General features: G+C 43.6%; 15 protein-coding genes. 8 read left to right on the plus strand and 7 right to left on the minus strand.

Going from position 1 to position 18,657, the window contains the following annotated elements:
• Positions 1-31: 31 nt before the first annotated feature.
• Together JKJ11_RS08125 and JKJ11_RS08130 are read right to left on the minus strand one after the other, a co-directional pair.
• Entirely contained in the window at positions 32-676 is a 645-nt protein-coding gene (locus tag JKJ11_RS08125; protein ID WP_198557800.1) for a DUF3299 domain-containing protein, read from the minus strand.
• Between the two features lie 118 nt (positions 677-794).
• The gene (locus JKJ11_RS08130; protein ID WP_031495396.1) at positions 795-1,817 is read right to left on the minus strand and encodes a helix-turn-helix domain-containing protein; all 1,023 of its coding nucleotides are present in this window, start codon (positions 1,815-1,817) and stop codon (positions 795-797) included.
• A gap of 235 nt (positions 1,818-2,052) precedes the next feature.
• Here JKJ11_RS08130 and JKJ11_RS08135 point away from each other — a divergent pair, with 235 nt between their 5' ends.
• From JKJ11_RS08135 to JKJ11_RS08150, 4 genes are read left to right on the plus strand one after another with little or no spacing between them, the layout of a single operon-like run.
• Positions 2,053-3,207, plus strand: a complete 1,155-nt coding sequence (locus JKJ11_RS08135; RefSeq protein WP_006071414.1) for an HlyD family secretion protein — start codon at positions 2,053-2,055, stop codon at positions 3,205-3,207.
• Positions 3,197-4,216, plus strand: coding sequence for a DUF2955 domain-containing protein (locus tag JKJ11_RS08140; RefSeq protein WP_096443619.1), 1,020 nt, complete (start codon positions 3,197-3,199; stop codon positions 4,214-4,216). Before JKJ11_RS08135 ends, JKJ11_RS08140 begins: the two co-directional genes overlap by 11 nt.
• 9 nt (positions 4,217-4,225) lie before the next feature.
• Positions 4,226-5,290, plus strand: a complete 1,065-nt coding sequence (locus JKJ11_RS08145; RefSeq protein WP_006071416.1) for an AI-2E family transporter — start codon at positions 4,226-4,228, stop codon at positions 5,288-5,290.
• 19 nt (positions 5,291-5,309) lie between these two features.
• Complete coding sequence (locus tag JKJ11_RS08150) at positions 5,310-7,073, plus strand: phospholipase D family protein (protein WP_252039054.1); 1,764 nt, start codon at positions 5,310-5,312, stop codon at positions 7,071-7,073.
• A gap of 208 nt (positions 7,074-7,281) precedes the next feature.
• Here the strand turns inward: JKJ11_RS08150 and JKJ11_RS08155 are convergent, their stop codons facing one another.
• Positions 7,282-8,040 (minus strand): hypothetical protein, encoded by a 759-nt coding sequence (locus tag JKJ11_RS08155; protein WP_006071418.1) that lies wholly within the window; start codon positions 8,038-8,040, stop codon positions 7,282-7,284.
• A gap of 147 nt (positions 8,041-8,187) precedes the next feature.
• Between JKJ11_RS08155 and JKJ11_RS08160 the strand changes: the two genes are divergently transcribed.
• The 4 genes from JKJ11_RS08160 to JKJ11_RS08175 all read left to right on the plus strand — a co-directional run bounded on the left by JKJ11_RS08160 (position 8,188) and on the right by JKJ11_RS08175 (position 12,694).
• Entirely contained in the window at positions 8,188-9,138 is a 951-nt protein-coding gene (locus JKJ11_RS08160) for a helix-turn-helix domain-containing protein (RefSeq protein WP_252039055.1), read from the plus strand.
• Between the two features lie 202 nt (positions 9,139-9,340).
• Positions 9,341-10,720 carry a metal-dependent hydrolase family protein gene (locus JKJ11_RS08165; RefSeq protein WP_252039056.1) on the plus strand — a complete coding sequence of 460 codons (1,380 nt, stop codon included), beginning with the start codon at positions 9,341-9,343 and terminating at the stop codon, positions 10,718-10,720.
• Between the two features lie 49 nt (positions 10,721-10,769).
• Positions 10,770-11,417 (plus strand): DUF3299 domain-containing protein, encoded by a 648-nt coding sequence (locus JKJ11_RS08170; protein WP_006071421.1) that lies wholly within the window; start codon positions 10,770-10,772, stop codon positions 11,415-11,417.
• 11 nt (positions 11,418-11,428) lie between these two features.
• The gene (locus JKJ11_RS08175; protein ID WP_006071422.1) at positions 11,429-12,694 is read left to right on the plus strand and encodes a carbohydrate porin; all 1,266 of its coding nucleotides are present in this window, start codon (positions 11,429-11,431) and stop codon (positions 12,692-12,694) included.
• Between the two features lie 26 nt (positions 12,695-12,720).
• Here JKJ11_RS08175 and JKJ11_RS08180 read toward each other — a convergent pair whose 3' ends face one another.
• From JKJ11_RS08180 to JKJ11_RS08195, 4 genes are all read right to left on the minus strand, one after another.
• A complete protein-coding gene (locus JKJ11_RS08180) occupies positions 12,721-12,873 on the minus strand; it encodes a hypothetical protein (RefSeq protein ID WP_006071423.1) in 153 nt (50 codons plus the stop codon).
• A 144-nt stretch (positions 12,874-13,017) separates the two neighbouring features.
• The gene (locus JKJ11_RS08185) at positions 13,018-15,816 is read right to left on the minus strand and encodes an Hsp70 family protein (protein ID WP_252039057.1); all 2,799 of its coding nucleotides are present in this window, start codon (positions 15,814-15,816) and stop codon (positions 13,018-13,020) included.
• Positions 15,817-15,901: 85 nt separating this feature from the next.
• Positions 15,902-17,764, minus strand: coding sequence for an Hsp70 family protein (locus JKJ11_RS08190; protein WP_006071425.1), 1,863 nt, complete (start codon positions 17,762-17,764; stop codon positions 15,902-15,904).
• Positions 17,764-18,396, minus strand: a complete 633-nt coding sequence (locus tag JKJ11_RS08195) for a DUF2760 domain-containing protein (protein WP_006071427.1) — start codon at positions 18,394-18,396, stop codon at positions 17,764-17,766. The genes JKJ11_RS08190 and JKJ11_RS08195 overlap by 1 nt, the downstream gene beginning before the upstream one ends.
• Positions 18,397-18,657 lie beyond the last annotated feature (261 nt).

Below are 18,657 nucleotides of genomic sequence, written 5' to 3' on the forward strand. Positions count from 1 at the left end.
AATATCAAAACCTGTAAAGCAACAATAGATACTACTGCTCGTACACTGTGACATTATCCGCGGTCATTGTGTATGCGCTCATTACTTCAGTATTGCCGTCGGAGAGTTCAATATTGGAAGCGGTAGATTGCTCCAACAAAGTTCCTTCGACCCACACCGGTGAGTATAAACCTCGAAACTCAATTCCTTTAGGGTAACTCACTACGACCATTTGATTTCCTGGCGGTGGTGGTGTGTGAATACAGGCGCCGGCAGTAGGAACAAGTATAAACTCAGTAACAATCAACTCATCAAATTCAAGAGGTACAATGAACCCAGGAAGTCGCCCCTTCTTGCCAATGAGCGTGGGATTGATATTCATATTCCAATCTGAATGATCGGCATCTATTTGCTTTTGTTCTTCAATTAAATCAAGGATATTGATGCCATTCTTTGCAAAGCGTATCAATGCTTCACGATAATTTGTCTCTAGTGCAGCACGTTCAGGTTTGTGTTTATTTTGATAGTCTACGATCGTCATCAAATCATAGCGCTGTGTGGGTGTAAAACTCGCAAACTTGTTTTGGTAAGTTGGCGCATCAATGGTCGGCGAGAGATCTTGCCACTGCCAGTCATTTGCATGTGCTTTCACCATAAATAGCAAAGAAAGACTGAATAAAATAACTAACGAACGCATGCTTTAAATACCGATAATTGACCATTAACCGACAGAACCTATCAGTAACCTTGCCATGTGTACATCCTTAACCAGTTCTTTTTGGTATCTTGTTGTAAGAATGAGCCGTGTTGTTTGGTTATGGACTGCGCTGTGTTTCGTTCAAACTTAATATCGTTCTTTGATACATTTTAGGTGTTAGGCCGCTGATGCGCTTAAACGAACGCGAAAAGTGAGAAATATCGGAAAAGCCAAGTTGACTAGCAATGTGAGTCAGTGATCGTTCTTCGCCCATTAGTTCTACTGCGACAGTAAATACTAGATTATCTTTGATATGGCGGAAACTTGTTCGCTCTTCATTGAGCCTTCGCTGCAGCGTACGTGGTGTCAGCTTTAACAGTTTGGCTGCTTGCTCTAGGGTAAGGTTGTGTTCCCGAACATAGGGTAATAATGCCGTAAACACGCGGTCGGTAAAGTTAGCGTGCCAAGTCACTAATGGTTCTTGTGGTGCACAATCTTTACTGGTGATATTTGGAGCGTGCTGCAAAATCTCCTTATCGATTAACCATTCTATACGTTCATTTTCAACGAAATATTGTGGTGACGTCCCTATGATAGCTTTAAATACATCAACTTCCTTCGATTGGATTTTAATTTGTTTAGGAGTCCATGTGGACTTAGTCATGGCTCGGACCAATTCGATAGCGTAAAGCACTGCCCAAATCTCTGACCAAAGGAATAACGGGCTGTCATCAAATTGGCGTTTGCACCAATACCAAGTCCTTCCATGACTCTGTTCTAGTCCAACATTGACGCCAACGGCATCGTACTGAAACACTTGTTTTGTATGGACTAAAGCTTCCTCTACCGTATTGCATTCAGATAACTCACCTAGTAGGCGTGGTATAACTTTTTGCCTAATCGCCGTTCGTAATAGATCGCCGAATTGAGTAATTCCTAATTGATTTCCCAATAAATAGATTAATTTTTTCACTGGCTCTTGGGGTAAGAATTCTTGATCCAAATCGAACAAGTCTGGTGGTAATCCAGATTCTTTTATCGCTTGGTGAGGGTCGTGGTTGTATTCGCGAAAGAGTTCTACCAATACGCGGGCGTAACCAGATTTGATCAGTGGCGTAATTGGGTCCTTGCTAGTGGTCATAGGCGTTAAAACGGTATTTTTGAGATATTGATAATGTTTAGGTTAGACCTTTGGCGCAAAATGGCAAATCTGAAAAAACACATCAACTACAATTTTCGCTCAGTGATAATCAGCAAAGTAAACACGTGTTGGTTCTCTAATATACTAATTTTTAAAGTAATTAAATTTAATTTGTTCCGGTAATAGTCTATACCTAGATAGGATTGGTTATTAAGTTGTTAACAAGGGATGAGTAATGAGCGATAAACCAGAATCAAAAAGTCAGCCAGTAGAGAAACAGAACAAAGATTCTCAAATTGAACAAGCTGAACAAAACGCAGAGCAAGCGAAACAGAACAAAGTGAAGAAAGTTACCAATGCTCTTGTTGTCTTTATTGTAGCTAGTCTCGCTATCAGTATTATTTCAGATCGAATCATTCCCTCTACAGACAATGCGCGCGTCAAAGGCTATGTCGTGCCGATCAAACCTCAGGTTTCTGGGCAAGTGATCGATATTCAGGTAAAGCCTAATCAGTTAGTGTCAGAGGGCGATACATTGATTGCTCTTAATCCGGTGGACTATGAGATAGCTGTTCAAAAAGCGGAACAGGATTTGGAAATTGCTGGACAAAATGTTGGAGCTCAAACGGCGACGATCGCCTCTGCACAGGCTCGTTTGACCAGCAGTATCGTCGAACGAGATAACGTTGAACTGCAAACTCGTCGTGTACTTACTATGGCAGAAAAAGGGGTGATTTCCGCTTCTGAGGCTGATAAAGCAAGAGCGAATTTGGCGAGGGCACGCGCCAATGTTCAAAATGCACAGGCAGATTTGGACAAAGCCAATAAACAGCTTGGCGCAGAAGGTGAAGAAAATAGCCAGATTAAAGCAGCTTTACTTGCATTAGAGAAGGCTCAACTGGACTTAGAACGTACCGTAGTTAGAGCTCCAACCAACGGTGGCGTCTCAAACTTCAGTTTGTCCGAAGGATTTTATGCGAGCGCTGGCCAACCCATAATGACGTTTGTGTCAACAGATAGCATTTGGATTGAGGCTTACTTTAGAGAGAACAGTTTAGGTAATATTCAACCAGGTAATGAGGTTGAAATAGCACTCGACTTTGCTCCAGGAAAGGTCATCACAGGCAAAATATCAAGTGTTGATTGGGGCGTGGATTGGGGGCAGTCCAACCAAGCTGGCAAACTGGCTCAAGCCAATAATCAAACTGGCTGGTTAAGACAAACTCAAATGCTTCCGGTTACGATTGAATTCGATACGGCTGATACGACAGGGTTGCTGCGAATAGGTGGTCAAGCGGATGTCGTGGTATACACCGATAACAACACCATCTTCAACATGTTAGGCAAGGCTTGGATTCGAATCGTGAGTTGGATGTCTTATGTCCGATAACACACAAAATCGCGTACTCAGATTTACGCTTGGTGTCGGTATTGCTACGTTTCTTGCTGCTTGGATAGATTGGCCATTGGCGTTTGTAACACCGATTTTCACCGCTAAGTTTCTGTTTGAAAAGAAGGTATTACACAAAGACATCGTCTATGAACTTCTTCTTGCGATGATCGTAACCGTTGTAATTGGTGTTAGCTTAAGCTTAGGTCTTGCTCAATATCCGGTTCCTCTATTAATAGGGGTAGGAATGTTGATGATGTTGGGGTATTACCTGTTTCTCGACCCGAAATGGAATTTGTTCGCAACCATATTGTTAATGTCGACATTGATGTTGCCTTTTATGGCAATTGATAGTCCACCAATTGCTATATTTTTGGCGTTGGGTTTAAGTTTATCTGGTGCTATTGCAGTCGCAATATTCGCAATAATGCACATCTATATGCCGGAGAGAGAAGAAACGCATCAGGGCTATCAAACGGTTCCATTTACTTCGGAATTCCGCTGGCATTCCGCGTTGAAAGCGATGATTGTCGCTTTCCCTGTTGTCTGTTTCTTCTTCATTTTCCAGATCTCTGAAGCGCTACTTTCGATGATATTTATTGCTTTGTTATCGTTAATGATAACCGGCGAAAAGTCCATCAAGCTAAGTCTGTTTTTGCTAATTAGCAATGGTATTGGTGGTGTGATTGCCGTTCTAGTGTTTGGTGTATTAGCTCTAGTCCCTAATATTGTTTTTTACACTGTCTTTATCAGTCTTCTAGCAATTGTTATCGGTAGCAAAATGTACTCAGAGCCTACAAAGGCACCGGTGTACGCGACGGCATTCAATACCGCTTTGGTGTTGATAGGCACGACGTTAATGAGCTCTGGTGTGATTGACGAAAAAATGTGGATAAGGCTCGGACTTCTTGGTTTGGTCGCTTTATACATGATGATTGCTGCTTTCTTTATTGAAACGAGGCAATGGAAGGTCCTGCAGTTCAATGGACAGATGATGAAATCTATTTAGGTAAACGTTATGAATTTTGACAGTTCCTTCAATAAAAATGCGATCGATACTTTTATCAAAATCGCGACCATTTCCATTTTGGTCTATTGGTGTTTTTCCATTCTTAGACCTTTCATGATGCTCGTTGTTTGGGGCGGTATTATCGCCGTCGCACTCTATCCAGTGGCGTTATGGTTACACGCTAAATGCCGTATTTCCAAAGGTAAAGCAAGTGGGTTGCTTTCGTTGATTGGCGTTCTGCTACTACTTATTCCACTCGTTTGGTTATCTAGTGGTTTATATACGGGAGGCACAGAAGTGTATTCGCAGCTACAGGACGGAACACTTCAAGTACCAAGGCCGACTCAAGCCGTCAAAGAATTGCCTGTAGTTGGTGAAAAGATATATGCCGCTATGTATCATGCTTCGACTAACTTAGAAGGAGCGATGGCTAAATATAGTGAGCAGATAAAATCGCTAGCAACAACATTAGCTGGTGCTGTGGGGTCCTTTGCGGGTGGGCTACTACAATTTATCGTTTCGACCATCATTGCTGGCGTGTTTATGGCGAATGCTGAGAACTGCCAAAAAGCGTTCAACAAAGTGGCTAATCGACTCACTAACGGCAAAGGTGCGGAGCTAGTCAATCTATCCAAATCAACAGTTCGTAGCGTCGTACAAGGCGTGTTGGGTGTTGCGGTTATTCAATCGATCATGGCCGCAGTCGGTATGGCGTTCGTTGATGTGCCTGCGATAGGGCTTTGGGCACTAGCGGTCTTGTTAATGGCTATTATCCAGTTACCGCCAATACTGGCGCTTATTCCGGTGATTGCTTATGTGTTCGGTACCCAGTCGACCACAGCAGCAGTACTGTTTTTAGTATGGTGTGTCATCGTCAGCGGCAGCGACGCGGTTCTTAAGCCTATGTTACTAAGTCGAGGATCAGATATTCCCATGTTGGTTTTACTATTGGGTGCGTTAGGTGGAATGGCTATGTCAGGAATAGTCGGCCTGTTTGTTGGTGCCGTTGTATTAAGTTTGAGTTATCAACTGTTCGTATCTTGGCTAGAAGAGCCAGAAAAAGCCAAAGATTAATGCAAGGAGAATTGGCTCAATGTGGAAAGGGATTTCTATCTTCGTTTTATCGTTAGTTTTGGGCGGGTGTGCTTCTAATGCTCACTCTCCGAGTTCTTCTGACGATGAGTGGACATCACAGCTAATGGAGCAGCGTCGTTGGCGCGACGCTGAAGATTTAGAGAAAGATTATCTTAAACTCTCGTCTGAGAATCGACTACCAGTTCAACCAGCACTTGTTAAAGTGATTGGCTCACAGCAGGCGGACGCGATAAAGAGTCTAGCCGCGAAGATCTACTTGATTGAAAACGCGAAACACACCATTGATCTTACATACTATATCTTCTCTGACGATTTAGCAGGTAAAGCCACATTAGGAGCTTTGTGTGAGGCCGTGCAACGCGGTGTTGATATCCGCATTATGGTAGATAGCTTGGGTTCGTACAGTCTTAACAATGGGAACTTAAAAGGCCTTATGCAGTGTGAAAAAAACGCGGGCTATATTCGTGATAGAGAAGGACAGATTACAACTCAGAAAGCACGCGTACAGGCGGTTGTCTTCAATGCACTAACAGATGGTGATTCCAGATGGAACCATCGCTCTCACGACAAGCTATTTATTGTGGACGGTTTCTATAATCAAAATGCTTATGTGATTACGGGTGGGCGGAATATGTCGCTTCATTATTACGGGATCGATAGTAATGGAAATAAGGACTACTCAGCGTTTCGTGATATTGAAGTCATAATCCGTCCTTTACTTGAATCGAAACCTGAGCAGTCGCCATCTCGACTAAGTGAGTATTATTTTACGGTCCTGTTTACTAAACCTGGCAACAAAAAGCTTGATACATGGTCAAGTTACAATCGAGACAAGTCTTTATTGTTAAAGTCTTATCAGAAGTTGAAAGCAAACCCAGAGTTTAATCAGGCATACATTGGTATAGCTCAGTATCTAGATATAGATTATCGTACTGCAGATACCAAATTTGCGCACGAATTGGACAATCTAAATGCGGACGATGTTGTGACGCGTTATAGCCATAACAAAAGTGCTAATGCCAATTCAATCAGCGGCATTTTGGCGAAAACTGCCTATAGCAATACTGAGCTTAAAAAAATAAGAGTGGTGTCGCCATACCTGTTTCTTCAGTCGGATTTACTAAAAGATGAAGGCGTAATCGATAGAGAGCTAAACATCGCGTTGAGTTGGTTGGAACAAGATCCAGAGCGAAGTATTGAGGTTATTACTAACTCAGTACTTACTAGTGATAACTTCTTCACTCAAGCCGTGATCGACATGCACACGGTACCTTCACTCATTATGCAAGATGAAACCCTCAAGCAAACTTGGTTAGACGATGACCTTGATAATAACGAGCTCAACGAAAAGTTCCTTCAATCATCAGCTTGGAAGAAGGCGGTTAACCATCCAAGAATCAAGTTCTACCAATTAGGTAAACCCGACTCGGTATTACTCGGTGGAACACAATACTATGGCAAACTTCATGCGAAATTTCTGATTATTGATGAAACAGCGTTTGTAGGCACGACCAATCTCGATTTTCGTTCGTTGCTTTACAACAATGAAGTGGGGTTTTTCTTATCGGGAGAGCAAATAATCAGTGATCTCAACCAACAATTTGAACTACTTAAGCAAGACTCATTACTTTGGGGTAGTGAGGAGTGGTTAGAGATGCGGAAGCAGCTTAGGGCGGTTGGGGGTATGAAAGGCAAAACATCTGAAAGCCAGCGAGAAATATATAGCATTCTCGAATCTACGGGGCTCAAGTATCAATTCTAGGCAGGGAGTTATTCGCTATTGATGGCGTAATCTGGCAAATGTCGATCATTTTCGTGCGGTATGTTTGATTGTCAATCAAACTATAGGAGTCGTTAATGATCGTACATTTTAGAGTTCAAGATATTGAAGAGTTGTGGTTGCATATCGACTTGGCTGCTCATCTTCAAACAAGGCTAAGAATGTTAAATAGGTTGTAGAATGCTCAATTCTAAAAACTGAACGCCCAACCTATCATCGGGCCCTGCTGGGTGACATCTATCTGTGTAGTGCCCGAGTCATTTTGAATATTTAAGTAGCGATAACCGAACCAAATGTTGTTTAGATTACTTAATCGATACATTCCAGCGAGATTGAGCCCTCTATTCACATCATTGTCGCCAGCAATACTAGTATCTACAGTAAGACTCAATCCCCAGTCCTGATTAAACCAGTGGGCATATTTTAACCCCACCAACCAGTCGAATTGGTGCCCTGATGAATTGATCGATGGGGCGTCGTATTCGTTAACACCTATGTCAATATTGAACTTACTGTAAGTATGTCTAACCCCAGTCAGCATCACTAAGCCATGGGTGACTTCATAACCAGCGAAGAGGTCATTTAAAGACATAGTGGCATCTAGATCGATAGTGGTTGTGATATCCGGAAGAAACGGCAGTTTCGGTTTGTAAGTCGATGAATTGGAGCTTTTGATATGCAAATAGTTAGCGCGAACACCCAATAGCCATTTACCTTTCTGAGCATAGAAATCGCCCATGAGACCGAAATTTAAGTTACTAACAATATTATCAAAAGGAATGTCAATATCCACGATACCACCTGAATTTCCTGAGGTACCGGTGATGCTTGGTGTCCATATCATTGGGAACACCAACAAATATTCCCATTCCTCGGACTGACTTGACTGAGCGAGGCAAGGGGAAAGCACCGTCATGCTAGTTAAAGCAGCTAAACTAACCGACTTCATATCTATTCCTTTAAATACTAATTTATTCAGATGGTTAACATCTAGGATAGACTATATTAGTCCTATACCACCTAATTACTTGTGTACTAGATGATGGCCAGACCTAGAAAAGAAGAGCAAGTCCACATAATTCGAACAGAACACGTCATGTTTTTTATTGACCTCTTCAAGGGGATGGATGTTGATCTACTTCCTTTATTAAGAGAAGCGCGTATTCCCAATACAATTGTTCAACGACCTAACTATTCTTATTTACCAGAATCAACGTTGAAAAACCTGTTATGTCATCTCGGAAAGCGATTATCTAGCGATCAATTTGGGATTAGGGTATGGGAAATGGTCTCACTTGAATATGTCCCGTATTATCTGAGTAAATTACCCGTTAATACGACGGTTCATGAGGCGCTTAGCAGATTTGGTCAACTGCTAGAAATGGAATCGTCCAATACCAAAGTCTACATAAAAAGGGCTGGTGGAGCGTGGTGGTTTGTAAGGGAGAAAACGGGTGCAGATGAAGTTTGGTTCCAATATGCAGAGATATTTTCTGTGACGTTTATGACACAGTTAGTCCATCAGTTAACAGCAGGACAGTATCATCCGAAAGAAATTGGTGTTCAGTCATCTTCAGTTGAGGCGTTTAAATTGCTACCGCAACTTCAGAATGTGGTGCTCTATAACGAACGCCCTGTGACTGCAATTAAAATACCTGACAGTGTAATGATGCAGATGACCAAATTTAACGTTCAAAAATCTGTACCCAGCGAACCGTTACCAAAGTTGGGACGGTTTACTCAGAGTTTAAAACTCGCGCTTAAACCCTACTTTACCGCTGGAAAGTTACCTCTAGATGTAGCTTCTGAGGTTATTAATATCCACTCAAGAACGATTCAACGCCGACTTAAAGAGGAGGAAACCAATTACAAGGAATTTAGTGAACAGATCCTGTTTGAACTCATTAAAACTGAGCTTATGTCTTCATCTACTATTGCGACAGTTGCTCAACAATTTGGTTACTCTGATTCCGCGCATTTCACGCGAGCATTTAAGCGATACGTTGGTATCACTCCCTCGCAATATAGGTCAAATCTCCCCACGTAAAAGCAACCTTTAAGTTTTGTCGCCAAATGGCAATACGTTAGGTTCGCAAATGTATAAATTATCACCTAAGGTTTAGATGTTAATTGTTTGTGAACTCAGCGTGTTACATAAAAACAATTAGCCTCGTAGCAGCAAATTCATATCAATGATTCGGAATGTTACGCGAAGTGGATTCCACTTGGCACGGACTAAAGGTGAAATAATGAAATCGATCGGCGGCAAACTGTCTCTTCTCGCAGCTTCTTGTGCCTGTGCGCTCTCAGCACAAGCAGACACAATTTTGTTTAAGAACGTTAATGTTTTTAATGGCACAGACAACAAACTGTATGAAAACCACTACGTATTAGTGGAAGACAACTTAATCAAAGCGGTATTGAAAGATGTAGTTGAAGTCTCCGATGCGCAAGTCATTGATGGGAGTGGTATGACATTAATGCCGGGTCTGATTGAAGGGCATGGCCATCTGCTATTAAACGGCGGTAACTTGAGTGACCACGAGAATAATCGCACGATAGAAGAATTAGCCGCGCGTTCTACGGTTAACGCTCGAGCGGCGTTTCGTTCAGGCTTCACCACTTGGCGTGATGCTGGAGGATTGAATACCGGCTTACGAAAAACGATAGACTCAGGGATGCTGGAGGGACCTAGACTTTATACCTCTGGCGCTTTCATTGGTCCTACAGGTTCTCACGCAGACTTTAGTAATCTCACAACAGCCAATCAACATTTTTTCGGTTCTACGACGAGTATGGCGAGAAACAGCGTCAGCTTTAATGCCGATGGTATTACCGACATAAAGGCCGCTGCTCGTCAGAATTTCAAACAAGGCAACACGCAAATTAAGATCATGTCTTCCGGCGGTGTCGCTTCATCTTTTGACCCTTGGCAGCTAAATGCGATGTCGCCAGAAGAAATTTCGGCAGCGGTAGAAATTGCCGAGGCTTATGGCTCTTACGTTATGTCTCACGCATACAGTAAAAAAGCAATTTTACGCAACCTTGATGCGGGCGTAAAAACCATTGAACACGGTTTTATGTTTGACGGTGATATTGCTAAAAAGATGAAAGAGAAGGGAGCGTATATCACAACCAATATGACGGCTTTTTCTCCCTATTTGACTCAAATCGAAGCGATCAACTCTAATCCGGCTTCGAAACGAAAAGCAGAATCAGCGACGAAGGCATTCTCCAAGTACATTGAAAATGTCAACAAGTATCAACCTAAATGGGGTTTTCACACGGACTGTGTTGGTGATGTAACCGCTTGCATTAAGCAAACCGACCATACCATATTCCTTGCTGGTAAAGAGCTGGGTAACTTCTTCACACTCAAAGGCTTGACGTCAGTGAATGGCGAAATTGTCAAACTATCTGGGGTCATGGATCCTTATCCTGAAGGTAAGTTAGGCGTGGTTGAAGAAGGTGCATACGCCGATCTTATCTTAGTAGATGGTAATCCACTCGAGGACTTATCAGTAATCGGTGCCAACGAGAAATGGTTTGATGCTGAGCCCCGAGAGGCAGACTTAGACACAATTAAAGTGATCATGAAAGACGGTGTTGTTTACAAGAACACACTATAGCCATTCAATGGGGCTCAGAAACTGAGCCCTCTTAACAAGAGTAATGTACATGTTGAATTGGTGTTCTAGCCTGATTGTTGTTCTATTTTCGTTTTCCGTGTCTGCGAGTCAAATCTCGGTCTTAGATTGGACGGATTTGAAACCTCAAATGAAAGAAGAAATTGTAGTCTTACCGGATATAACCGAAGCTCAGAGAGAATCTTTACAAACGATTTTGTTATTAGACTCTGTGCCCAACAAAGCGAATCAAAAACTTGCTAATCAAATCATTGTTGAGTTGGGTAGTGAAGGTGTCGATGCTCGTGATTTACTCGAGAAAAGAGCGACTTATATGGCTCAGATGCAAGCTCGATCGGAAACCACGACGGATCGCTTTGATAAACAAAATATTCGAATGGCTGGCTTTATCGTGCCGCTAGAAATGACAGGAGAGAAAAGTACTGACTTTCTGTTGGTGCCAGTTGCGGGTGCATGTATCCATTTGCCACCGCCGCCAGCAAATCAAATAGTGCGAATACGCTACCCAGAAGGATTTGAAATTAAAAATGTTCAATATCCAGTGTGGGTTGAGGGTATTTTCACCAGTGATAAACAGACAGAGGATGTTTTTCTTGTTGATGGTAATACCTCGGTGACAATGGGCTACAGTATGGAAGCCACTAACATTGAAGATTATTACCAATCAGAAACGTTATAGTGAGACGCATGATGACTAAAACCCTTCTATCAAGTGTTGCTTTAGCTGCGATCTTTGCGTCGCTCGTCCCCAAAATAGCCATTGGTGCCGATTTTGGGAGCCCGGACTCAGTCGATAACACTCTCAAGACAAAGCCAAACCCAAAATTGAACTGGAGAGAATCGTTAGAGCAAAATCAAAATCTTACATTTGGCTTAGATTATCAATCACTGGGGCTTCGTGCTTCGGACACCGTGACAGGAGGCGAGAATAACGCCGCCGCTGGTGTGTTTCGTTTCTACGGGAGTTGGAACTTAGTTGGCCTAGATTCGGGTAATGTTGGTGGACTGGTATGGAAAGTAGAGCACAGACATAAGTACACCGATCTTTCACCTAAAGAGTTTTCGTTTATCGGCAATGTTACTCCCAGTCTACCTGATGGTGTCGGCTATGTCGGTATGATAGGGCCTGCGTATTCTGACCAAGGCAGTCGTCTCACTAACTTGTATTGGAAACAAAAGTTAAACCAGGGTAAAACGTCACTCATGCTTGGGTATCTAGATACCACCGATTACGTCGATACTTATGCTCTTGCGAGCCCTTGGACGGGATTTACTAACCTGGCCTTTAGCACAGGAGGAGGTGCAATTGGCTTGCCTGATGATGGTGTACTTGGATTAGCCGTAGGTCATATGTTGACTGACAATTTTTATCTGATTGGTGGGGTAGCCGATGCTAACGGTGACTCTAGTGACCCATTTAATTCTTTCTTTGACGACAGTAAACTTTTTACAACGTTAGAGTTTGGTTGGACCGCTTCTCAAGAGCAAATTTATACCGATAATGTACATGTCACAGCATGGAATATTGATGGTGGTACAAGGCATAACTTGTCAACTATTACCTTGCCAGATGGTAGTACAACCTATAGCGATCAAAACGGCCGTGGTATCAACTTTTCAGCGAGCTATTTTGCGACAGCGCAGTTGATGCCATTTATTCGAGGAGGGTTCTCAAGCGGAGATGTAGCCTTGTATGATACTTCTATCAGCGCAGGTATCGGCTACTTTGGTTTGGGTAATGCAACGAGTAATTTGGGTTTCGCCGTAAACTGGAGTGAAGTCAATGAAGCGTTTGGGAGTGGTTTAGACAATCAAATTACCTCAGAGCTATATTATAACTGGGCTGTGAATGACTATATTCAAGTCACACCAGACTTACAGTATATAAAGAACCCTGCGTTTTCTGATAAAGATAGTACTTGGATTATCGGCCTAAGGTTACGAGTCGCTATCTAAAAAAAGAGCTCATATGAGCTCTTTTTTTAATTTCCATCGTAGATGTAGCTATACACTCTGACTGGCCATCCGTAACCTGTATATTCTTTAGCAAGAACATCGGCGACTTCAACTGTGACTTCAATTCTTACCCAAGCACCGATGCCTAATGGCTGATACTCAATGACTCGATTTTTCATTATTAGGTTTCCGCTATTATGAGGAGTGATAATCATCGTTAAGGCGCAATGTATACGCCTTAACGAAAATTAGCTTGGAATAGCCGATATTACTTACCTATTTGTGCCAAAGTGTTCCAAACCATAGCAAACTGTGTCGCTGCTTTATTGATTGATAAGTCGCAAACCAACTGGTAGGGCATCACCAAATAACTTTTTAGAATCAGATTCCGACAGTGTTTTGACCTCGGAAACCAATTCATGCCAACTAGAAGATGCTTTCGACGCTTTCAGCTTATCTAGAACCTGTGCTCGATAGTCATCAGAAATATCTAGAGAGCGGTCGCCGGTTTTACGGCACATCAGGACACAGGCAAAGCCTATCATTGGTTCTTTTAGCCAGTCTTGCTCAAGAAGTTTTGGTAGCCATTGTTCAATTTGTTCCCGCGATATCACGTTATGTTGGCTGCCGTAGAGTGGTGTACGAGAGGCAAGTCTGCCTAATGCCCACCAGTGTGCTTGTTCGAACTGAGACTGGTTGAGGGCCTTGCTGAGATACCAAGTAGCTAACAGAACTTTGTCATCAACGTACAAGTTCTCTAAGCTTGCCGATAAACGAACCATGGCCTCATAGCCTTTATCCTTGGCTCCTTGGAATGTTTTGGCATTCTTCATCGCACCAGGATGTAAGTATTTGGCGATCCCTCCTAATATTACTTCCTGCTGTTCTTCATTTAGACCGCCTGAGACACGACGCCAGAAAGTCCACCAATCACTCCAACCTTGTGCATTCTGGAACTGAATACCTTGTTGGTACAACCCCCAGATTTGTTCCATACGCCATGAGTCAGTCGCATCACCAAAACCAGGGCGCATACAAAAGCCTGTTAAGCGAAGCCAATTCTTTTCGTGTTGTTCAGAACGACGACGACGTTTGCGACCCAGTGAAAAACTGTCAACTAGAGAACGTAAGGTATAGAAATCCCAGTCATCTTTCTTACCAAGGTTTTTCTCAAGTGTTTTGGAGAGCAGCTTGATTTCTTTGCTGTCAGCGCTGTTTTTGTTGCCACTATACAAACGAGAAATCAAATCTTTGCTTGGCTCCAGCCCAGGATGAGCGGTGACCGTTTCTTCTTGTGCCTGCTGATTTCGAACTTCAAATTCAAGCGCCCATCGCTGAGCATCATCCTCAGTGCTTACACATTCAATCTTAAGCGTACCAACCTCGGTTAATTGGCAAGCGAGCTGAACTTCAACTCGTTCTTTTTGATTGGCAGCAAGCTGAGAATCATTACCCTGTAACGTATTGATGTATGGAGGCAACGGTGCGAACTGATCGGGGGCGATTTGAACCATTAACCCGTTCTGTACTTTTTGATGCTCGCCAAAGTAATCATGGGTTGAAGTAAGAAGGTTAAATCGAACAGGTTCACCCAGAGTTAGCGCAAATCGACGACCAGTCAGACGAATTTCTTGCCCTTCATCTGTACCTTTGGACAATAAACATAAAGCTTGGCCAAGTTTGTTCTTTTCTTGTAGATGTAGGAAGTAGGAACGGGCACTACCACCACCAATTTTAAGCTGTGCACCACGACGTGCTTTTGCAAAAGCGACAGCACCAAGCGCAACAGACCAATCTGGATGTGGGTTAGAGAGTAAAGAAACAGCAGAACCTTTCCAATTTTCAACGATATCGACCACGCGACGTGTGACCAAGTCGCTGTTGAAAACACCACCATTGAGTAGCAGGCCAACAGGAATCGCTGGGTCACTTTGATCGCCTAAGGCGTCTTTCGCAACCTCTTGGTGCAAATGCAAGAACTCGGAGACATGCTTACTTACCGCAGGGTCGGAAACGTAAGGCAGTCCAAATTCAACGACAGCGCTTCGTTTCTTGTCAGGTAGCTCACCAAACTTCGTGGTCGGAAAGAAGCCTTCTAAAGCTATTTGATGCACTTCTTGTTTGGTAAGAGCGATGCTTTTCGTGCCACCGATTAAACGAGAACCACTACCCAACATAGTGATTTTCATGTCATTTGGAGCATTTTCAGACAGCAACGCCTCTTTTGCCTTGCGAGTTTGCTGAATCAGCTTGGTAAGACTAGCCGCGTTAAGCTTTTTAGTCTCGTTAAAGCGCTGCTCAGCCATATGTGCAAGTGCCAGATCAAGATTATCACCACCTAACATAAGGTGTTCGCCGACACCGATTCGATTCAGTGTTAGTTCGTCATTGTCGTGTTTAGCTTCAATCAAACTTAAGTCAGTAGTACCACCACCAACATCACATACCAGAATAAGCGGTACTTGGGCCAACTCTTGTGCTGCGGTATCTTTGTGTCTCGCATACCAGTCATAACAAACGGCTTGTGGCTCTTCTAACAGGTGGACTTTTGGTAGTCCTGCCAATTTTGCGGCTTGTAGGGTGAGCTTCCTTGCGGTTTCATCAAAGGAAGCTGGAACCGTAATGACTACATCTTGATCTTCAAGTTTGTTGTAGTGATGGCGGTGGTTCCATGCCTGACGAATATGGTTGAGATAGCTTGCGCTGGCGATGACTGGCGACACTTTTTCGACATCTTGCGCGCCGGCCCACGGTAGAATGTCGTCTTCACGATCAACTGCATTGTGCGATAGCCAACTCTTAGCACTTGAGACCTGTCGGCCTTCAACTTTTGCACCCAACTCTCTCGCCCATTCACCAATGATGATATTTTTCAGATCACCATCGACCGATTGATTTTCCCATGGGAGAGTGAGGTCCGCTTCGGACACTTGCTGAGCTGCTGGATGATAACGGAAAGAGGGCAGTAGTGGTTTACGCACTACTTCGCCCGGGCCAACGAGTTGGTCGATTTCAAACAATTCGACCGGAGAGTTAGAGAGGTCGTCTTGAATTTCACAGAATGCGACAACCGTATTGGTTGTACCTAAATCGATACCGACCAGATATTGTGAGGATGCCATGACATGCTCCAGTTAGGTCTTAATAAAGACTGGGATTAGCGATAAAAAACGGCACATAATGTGCCGTTTTGTCATTTAATTATTGTTATGCGTCTTCGCGGACGTCAAATTCAACGTGCCATTTTTGGCCATTATCCGAAGCGATGGCTTCCAGATATAGAGTGCCAAGTTCAGTAACGCGCGATGATAGTGTCACAGGAACCACTTCGCCAACGCTGCGGCCTTCTGATACTGGCAAGGTAACTTGAATTTCTGGAAGTTCTTCAAGCTCTTCTGGTTGCCAAAAGTCAAGATGAACTCCTGCCTCATCATCACGGCGGGTAGTTGAACCGAAGAATTGGAAATGAACAGGTTGACCAATGACAAGTCCAAATTCTTGACTAGGGACTTGAACACTACTGCCTTCTTCCATACCGAACGGTGCAACACAAAGGGCTTCCATTGGAGGAGCCATTCCCGGAATCGCAGGCATCGCACTTTCAATGCCGATGTAGTAACTCGAGGCAATACCGCCGCGAATTCGAACACCTTGACCACGTCGAACGCTACCGTAATAAGCTGCACCACTTGCAACGGCAAGATCTAAGTCTAGGCCAGAAAGCATTTTTGCCTTGTCTGAGCCCGCAGTTTCAAGCCACGCGTTAATGGTGTTGAACAAACGATCAGAGAGTAGTTTCGATTTAAGGACACCGCCGTTAAAGAGCAAGGCTGTTGGCTTGACGAACTCAGGTGCTGGTTGCATGCCAGGAATACCTGCAAAGGCGTTATCTGTTGCGTTGCTTTGGCGGCTCAAGAACGCAGCAATATGGCGAGTAATCGCCGCATCTTGTGCGTAAGGAAGGCCCATTTGCGTTAATGCACCGCGAGCACGTTGAACCGGATGATCTTGAATGCCCACTTGTGGGAAGAAACCGTCTACAAGAGTTTGTTGAACTTCCTGTTGGGTCAATTCAGTTTTCAGTGTTGCGCCTAGTAACTTAGAGCCACGACTAGGGACAACAATCGGCACTGCTTGAAGCTCAGAATCATTTAGTAAGGCTTCTTTAGCGTCGCGGCAAGCATGAGTCATTGCTTGAACTTGCCACGGTTGCAATTCTTTACCATCTTGCGCTAGCTTCATCTTTAGGCGATAAGCTAAAGCAAGGTCCATATTGTCGCCACCAAGCAGAATATGCTCACCAACAGCAACACGTTCAAGATTCAGGTTACCATCTTGTTCTGTTACTGCGACCAAAGATAAGTCTGTGGTACCACCACCGACATCGACTACTAACACTACATCGCCAACATTGACTTCATCACGCCATTTATCCTCGCTGTTGTCAATCCAGCTATATAAGGCTGCTTGAGGCTCTTCAAGAAGGGTTAGGTGTGATAATCCAACGTTACGTGCTGCTTCTGCAGTAAGATCGCGCGCTGCAGGATCAAAAGAAGCCGGGACGGTTATGGTTACGTCTTGGTCCTCAAGCTTATGCTCAGGGTGTTTGTGATTCCATGTATCTTTCAAGTGCTCTAGATACAGCTCAGTCGCACGAAGAGGAGACACTTTGGTGACTTCTTCTGGACTGCCTTGTGGAAGAAAGCTCTCACGTCGGTTCACACCGCCGTGACACAGCCAAGATTTAGCACTCGCTACGAGACGAATAGGTGTTTTTGAACCAAGGTTTCGAGCAACGGCACCAACCAGAGCCTTTGGCTCACTTGTCCATGGCAGAGTGCGGGAGCCTTGTCCCATCTCGTGCTCATGAGGTTGATATAGAAATGAACCTAGTTGTTTGAAAGATTCTACAGTACCTGGCGCTGTAAGCTGTGGAATAGAAACTACTTCCACTTGCGCGGACTCGTTTGTCGTATCAAGAAACGACATAACACAGTGTGTAGTACCTAAGTCGATACCTACACTGTAATGAGCAGATGGCTGATTCTGTTCGTGCGTTGATAGATCCATTATAGCTCTACCTCTGCTGGTGCGATGACAGATGCGTTGTAGTTCTCAGACAACTTAGGCAGAGTCACTTTGTCGGCTTTCCAACCTTTATGAATTAGTGTGCCTGAGAATGGTGCATTACCGGTTACGTTGCCAGTTAGGCGAACAGATTGCGAATCAAAGCCTTCTTCGATTGTTACGCGAGTTTCTTCGTCTTCACTGCGAATTGGAGACAAAGCAAAGTACTCGGTGATCACTTTTTTACCGCCAGAATGGACAACACGAGCTGCTGCGCCCACTTCTTCATCGGAGAATGAAGTTAGGTCTTCTTGCAGGAAATCGACCATGCGAGCTTCTTGCTGCATCAAAGACAGAAGTTGCATTGCAGAATCGGTAGAAGCAGTCGCAAGTTTAGATTCTACTTCTACAACTTTTTCCACGACTTTTTCGACTTCAACGACTTTCTCAACTTCAACGATTTTTTCTACTGGCTTTTCAACCTCGACGATCTTCTCTACTGGTTTTTCGACCACTTTTTCAACGACTTTGCTTTTGCGTGATACCGCGATGGCAAGCAACAAAACGCTAGAAGCCGCTAGGCCAGCGTGCAACATGTCGAAAGTAGTTGGGATAACATTTAGATCGATGTTCATAGGAGTTTCTCTATGTGTCAGTCATTAGTTGTTAATTTTGGGGCGAAGTCTAGCATAATCAAGGCTCATAGAGCGATGGTTTCGCAATAATGTCATTACAAAGTGAGTTTTTTGGCGAAGAATTCAGCAGATAATGACGATTTTACAAATTTAGGTGATCTTCGCTGTTTTTTTTAACACTGTAACTTTTGTCCATGTCAGAGCTGTGTAAGATTTAACAGTAAAAGGTAAGGTATTGTATTTTCGATACTTATATCACAT

The organism is Vibrio sp. SCSIO 43133, assembly GCF_023716845.1.
Taxonomy (GTDB): domain Bacteria; phylum Pseudomonadota; class Gammaproteobacteria; order Enterobacterales; family Vibrionaceae; genus Vibrio; species Vibrio mediterranei.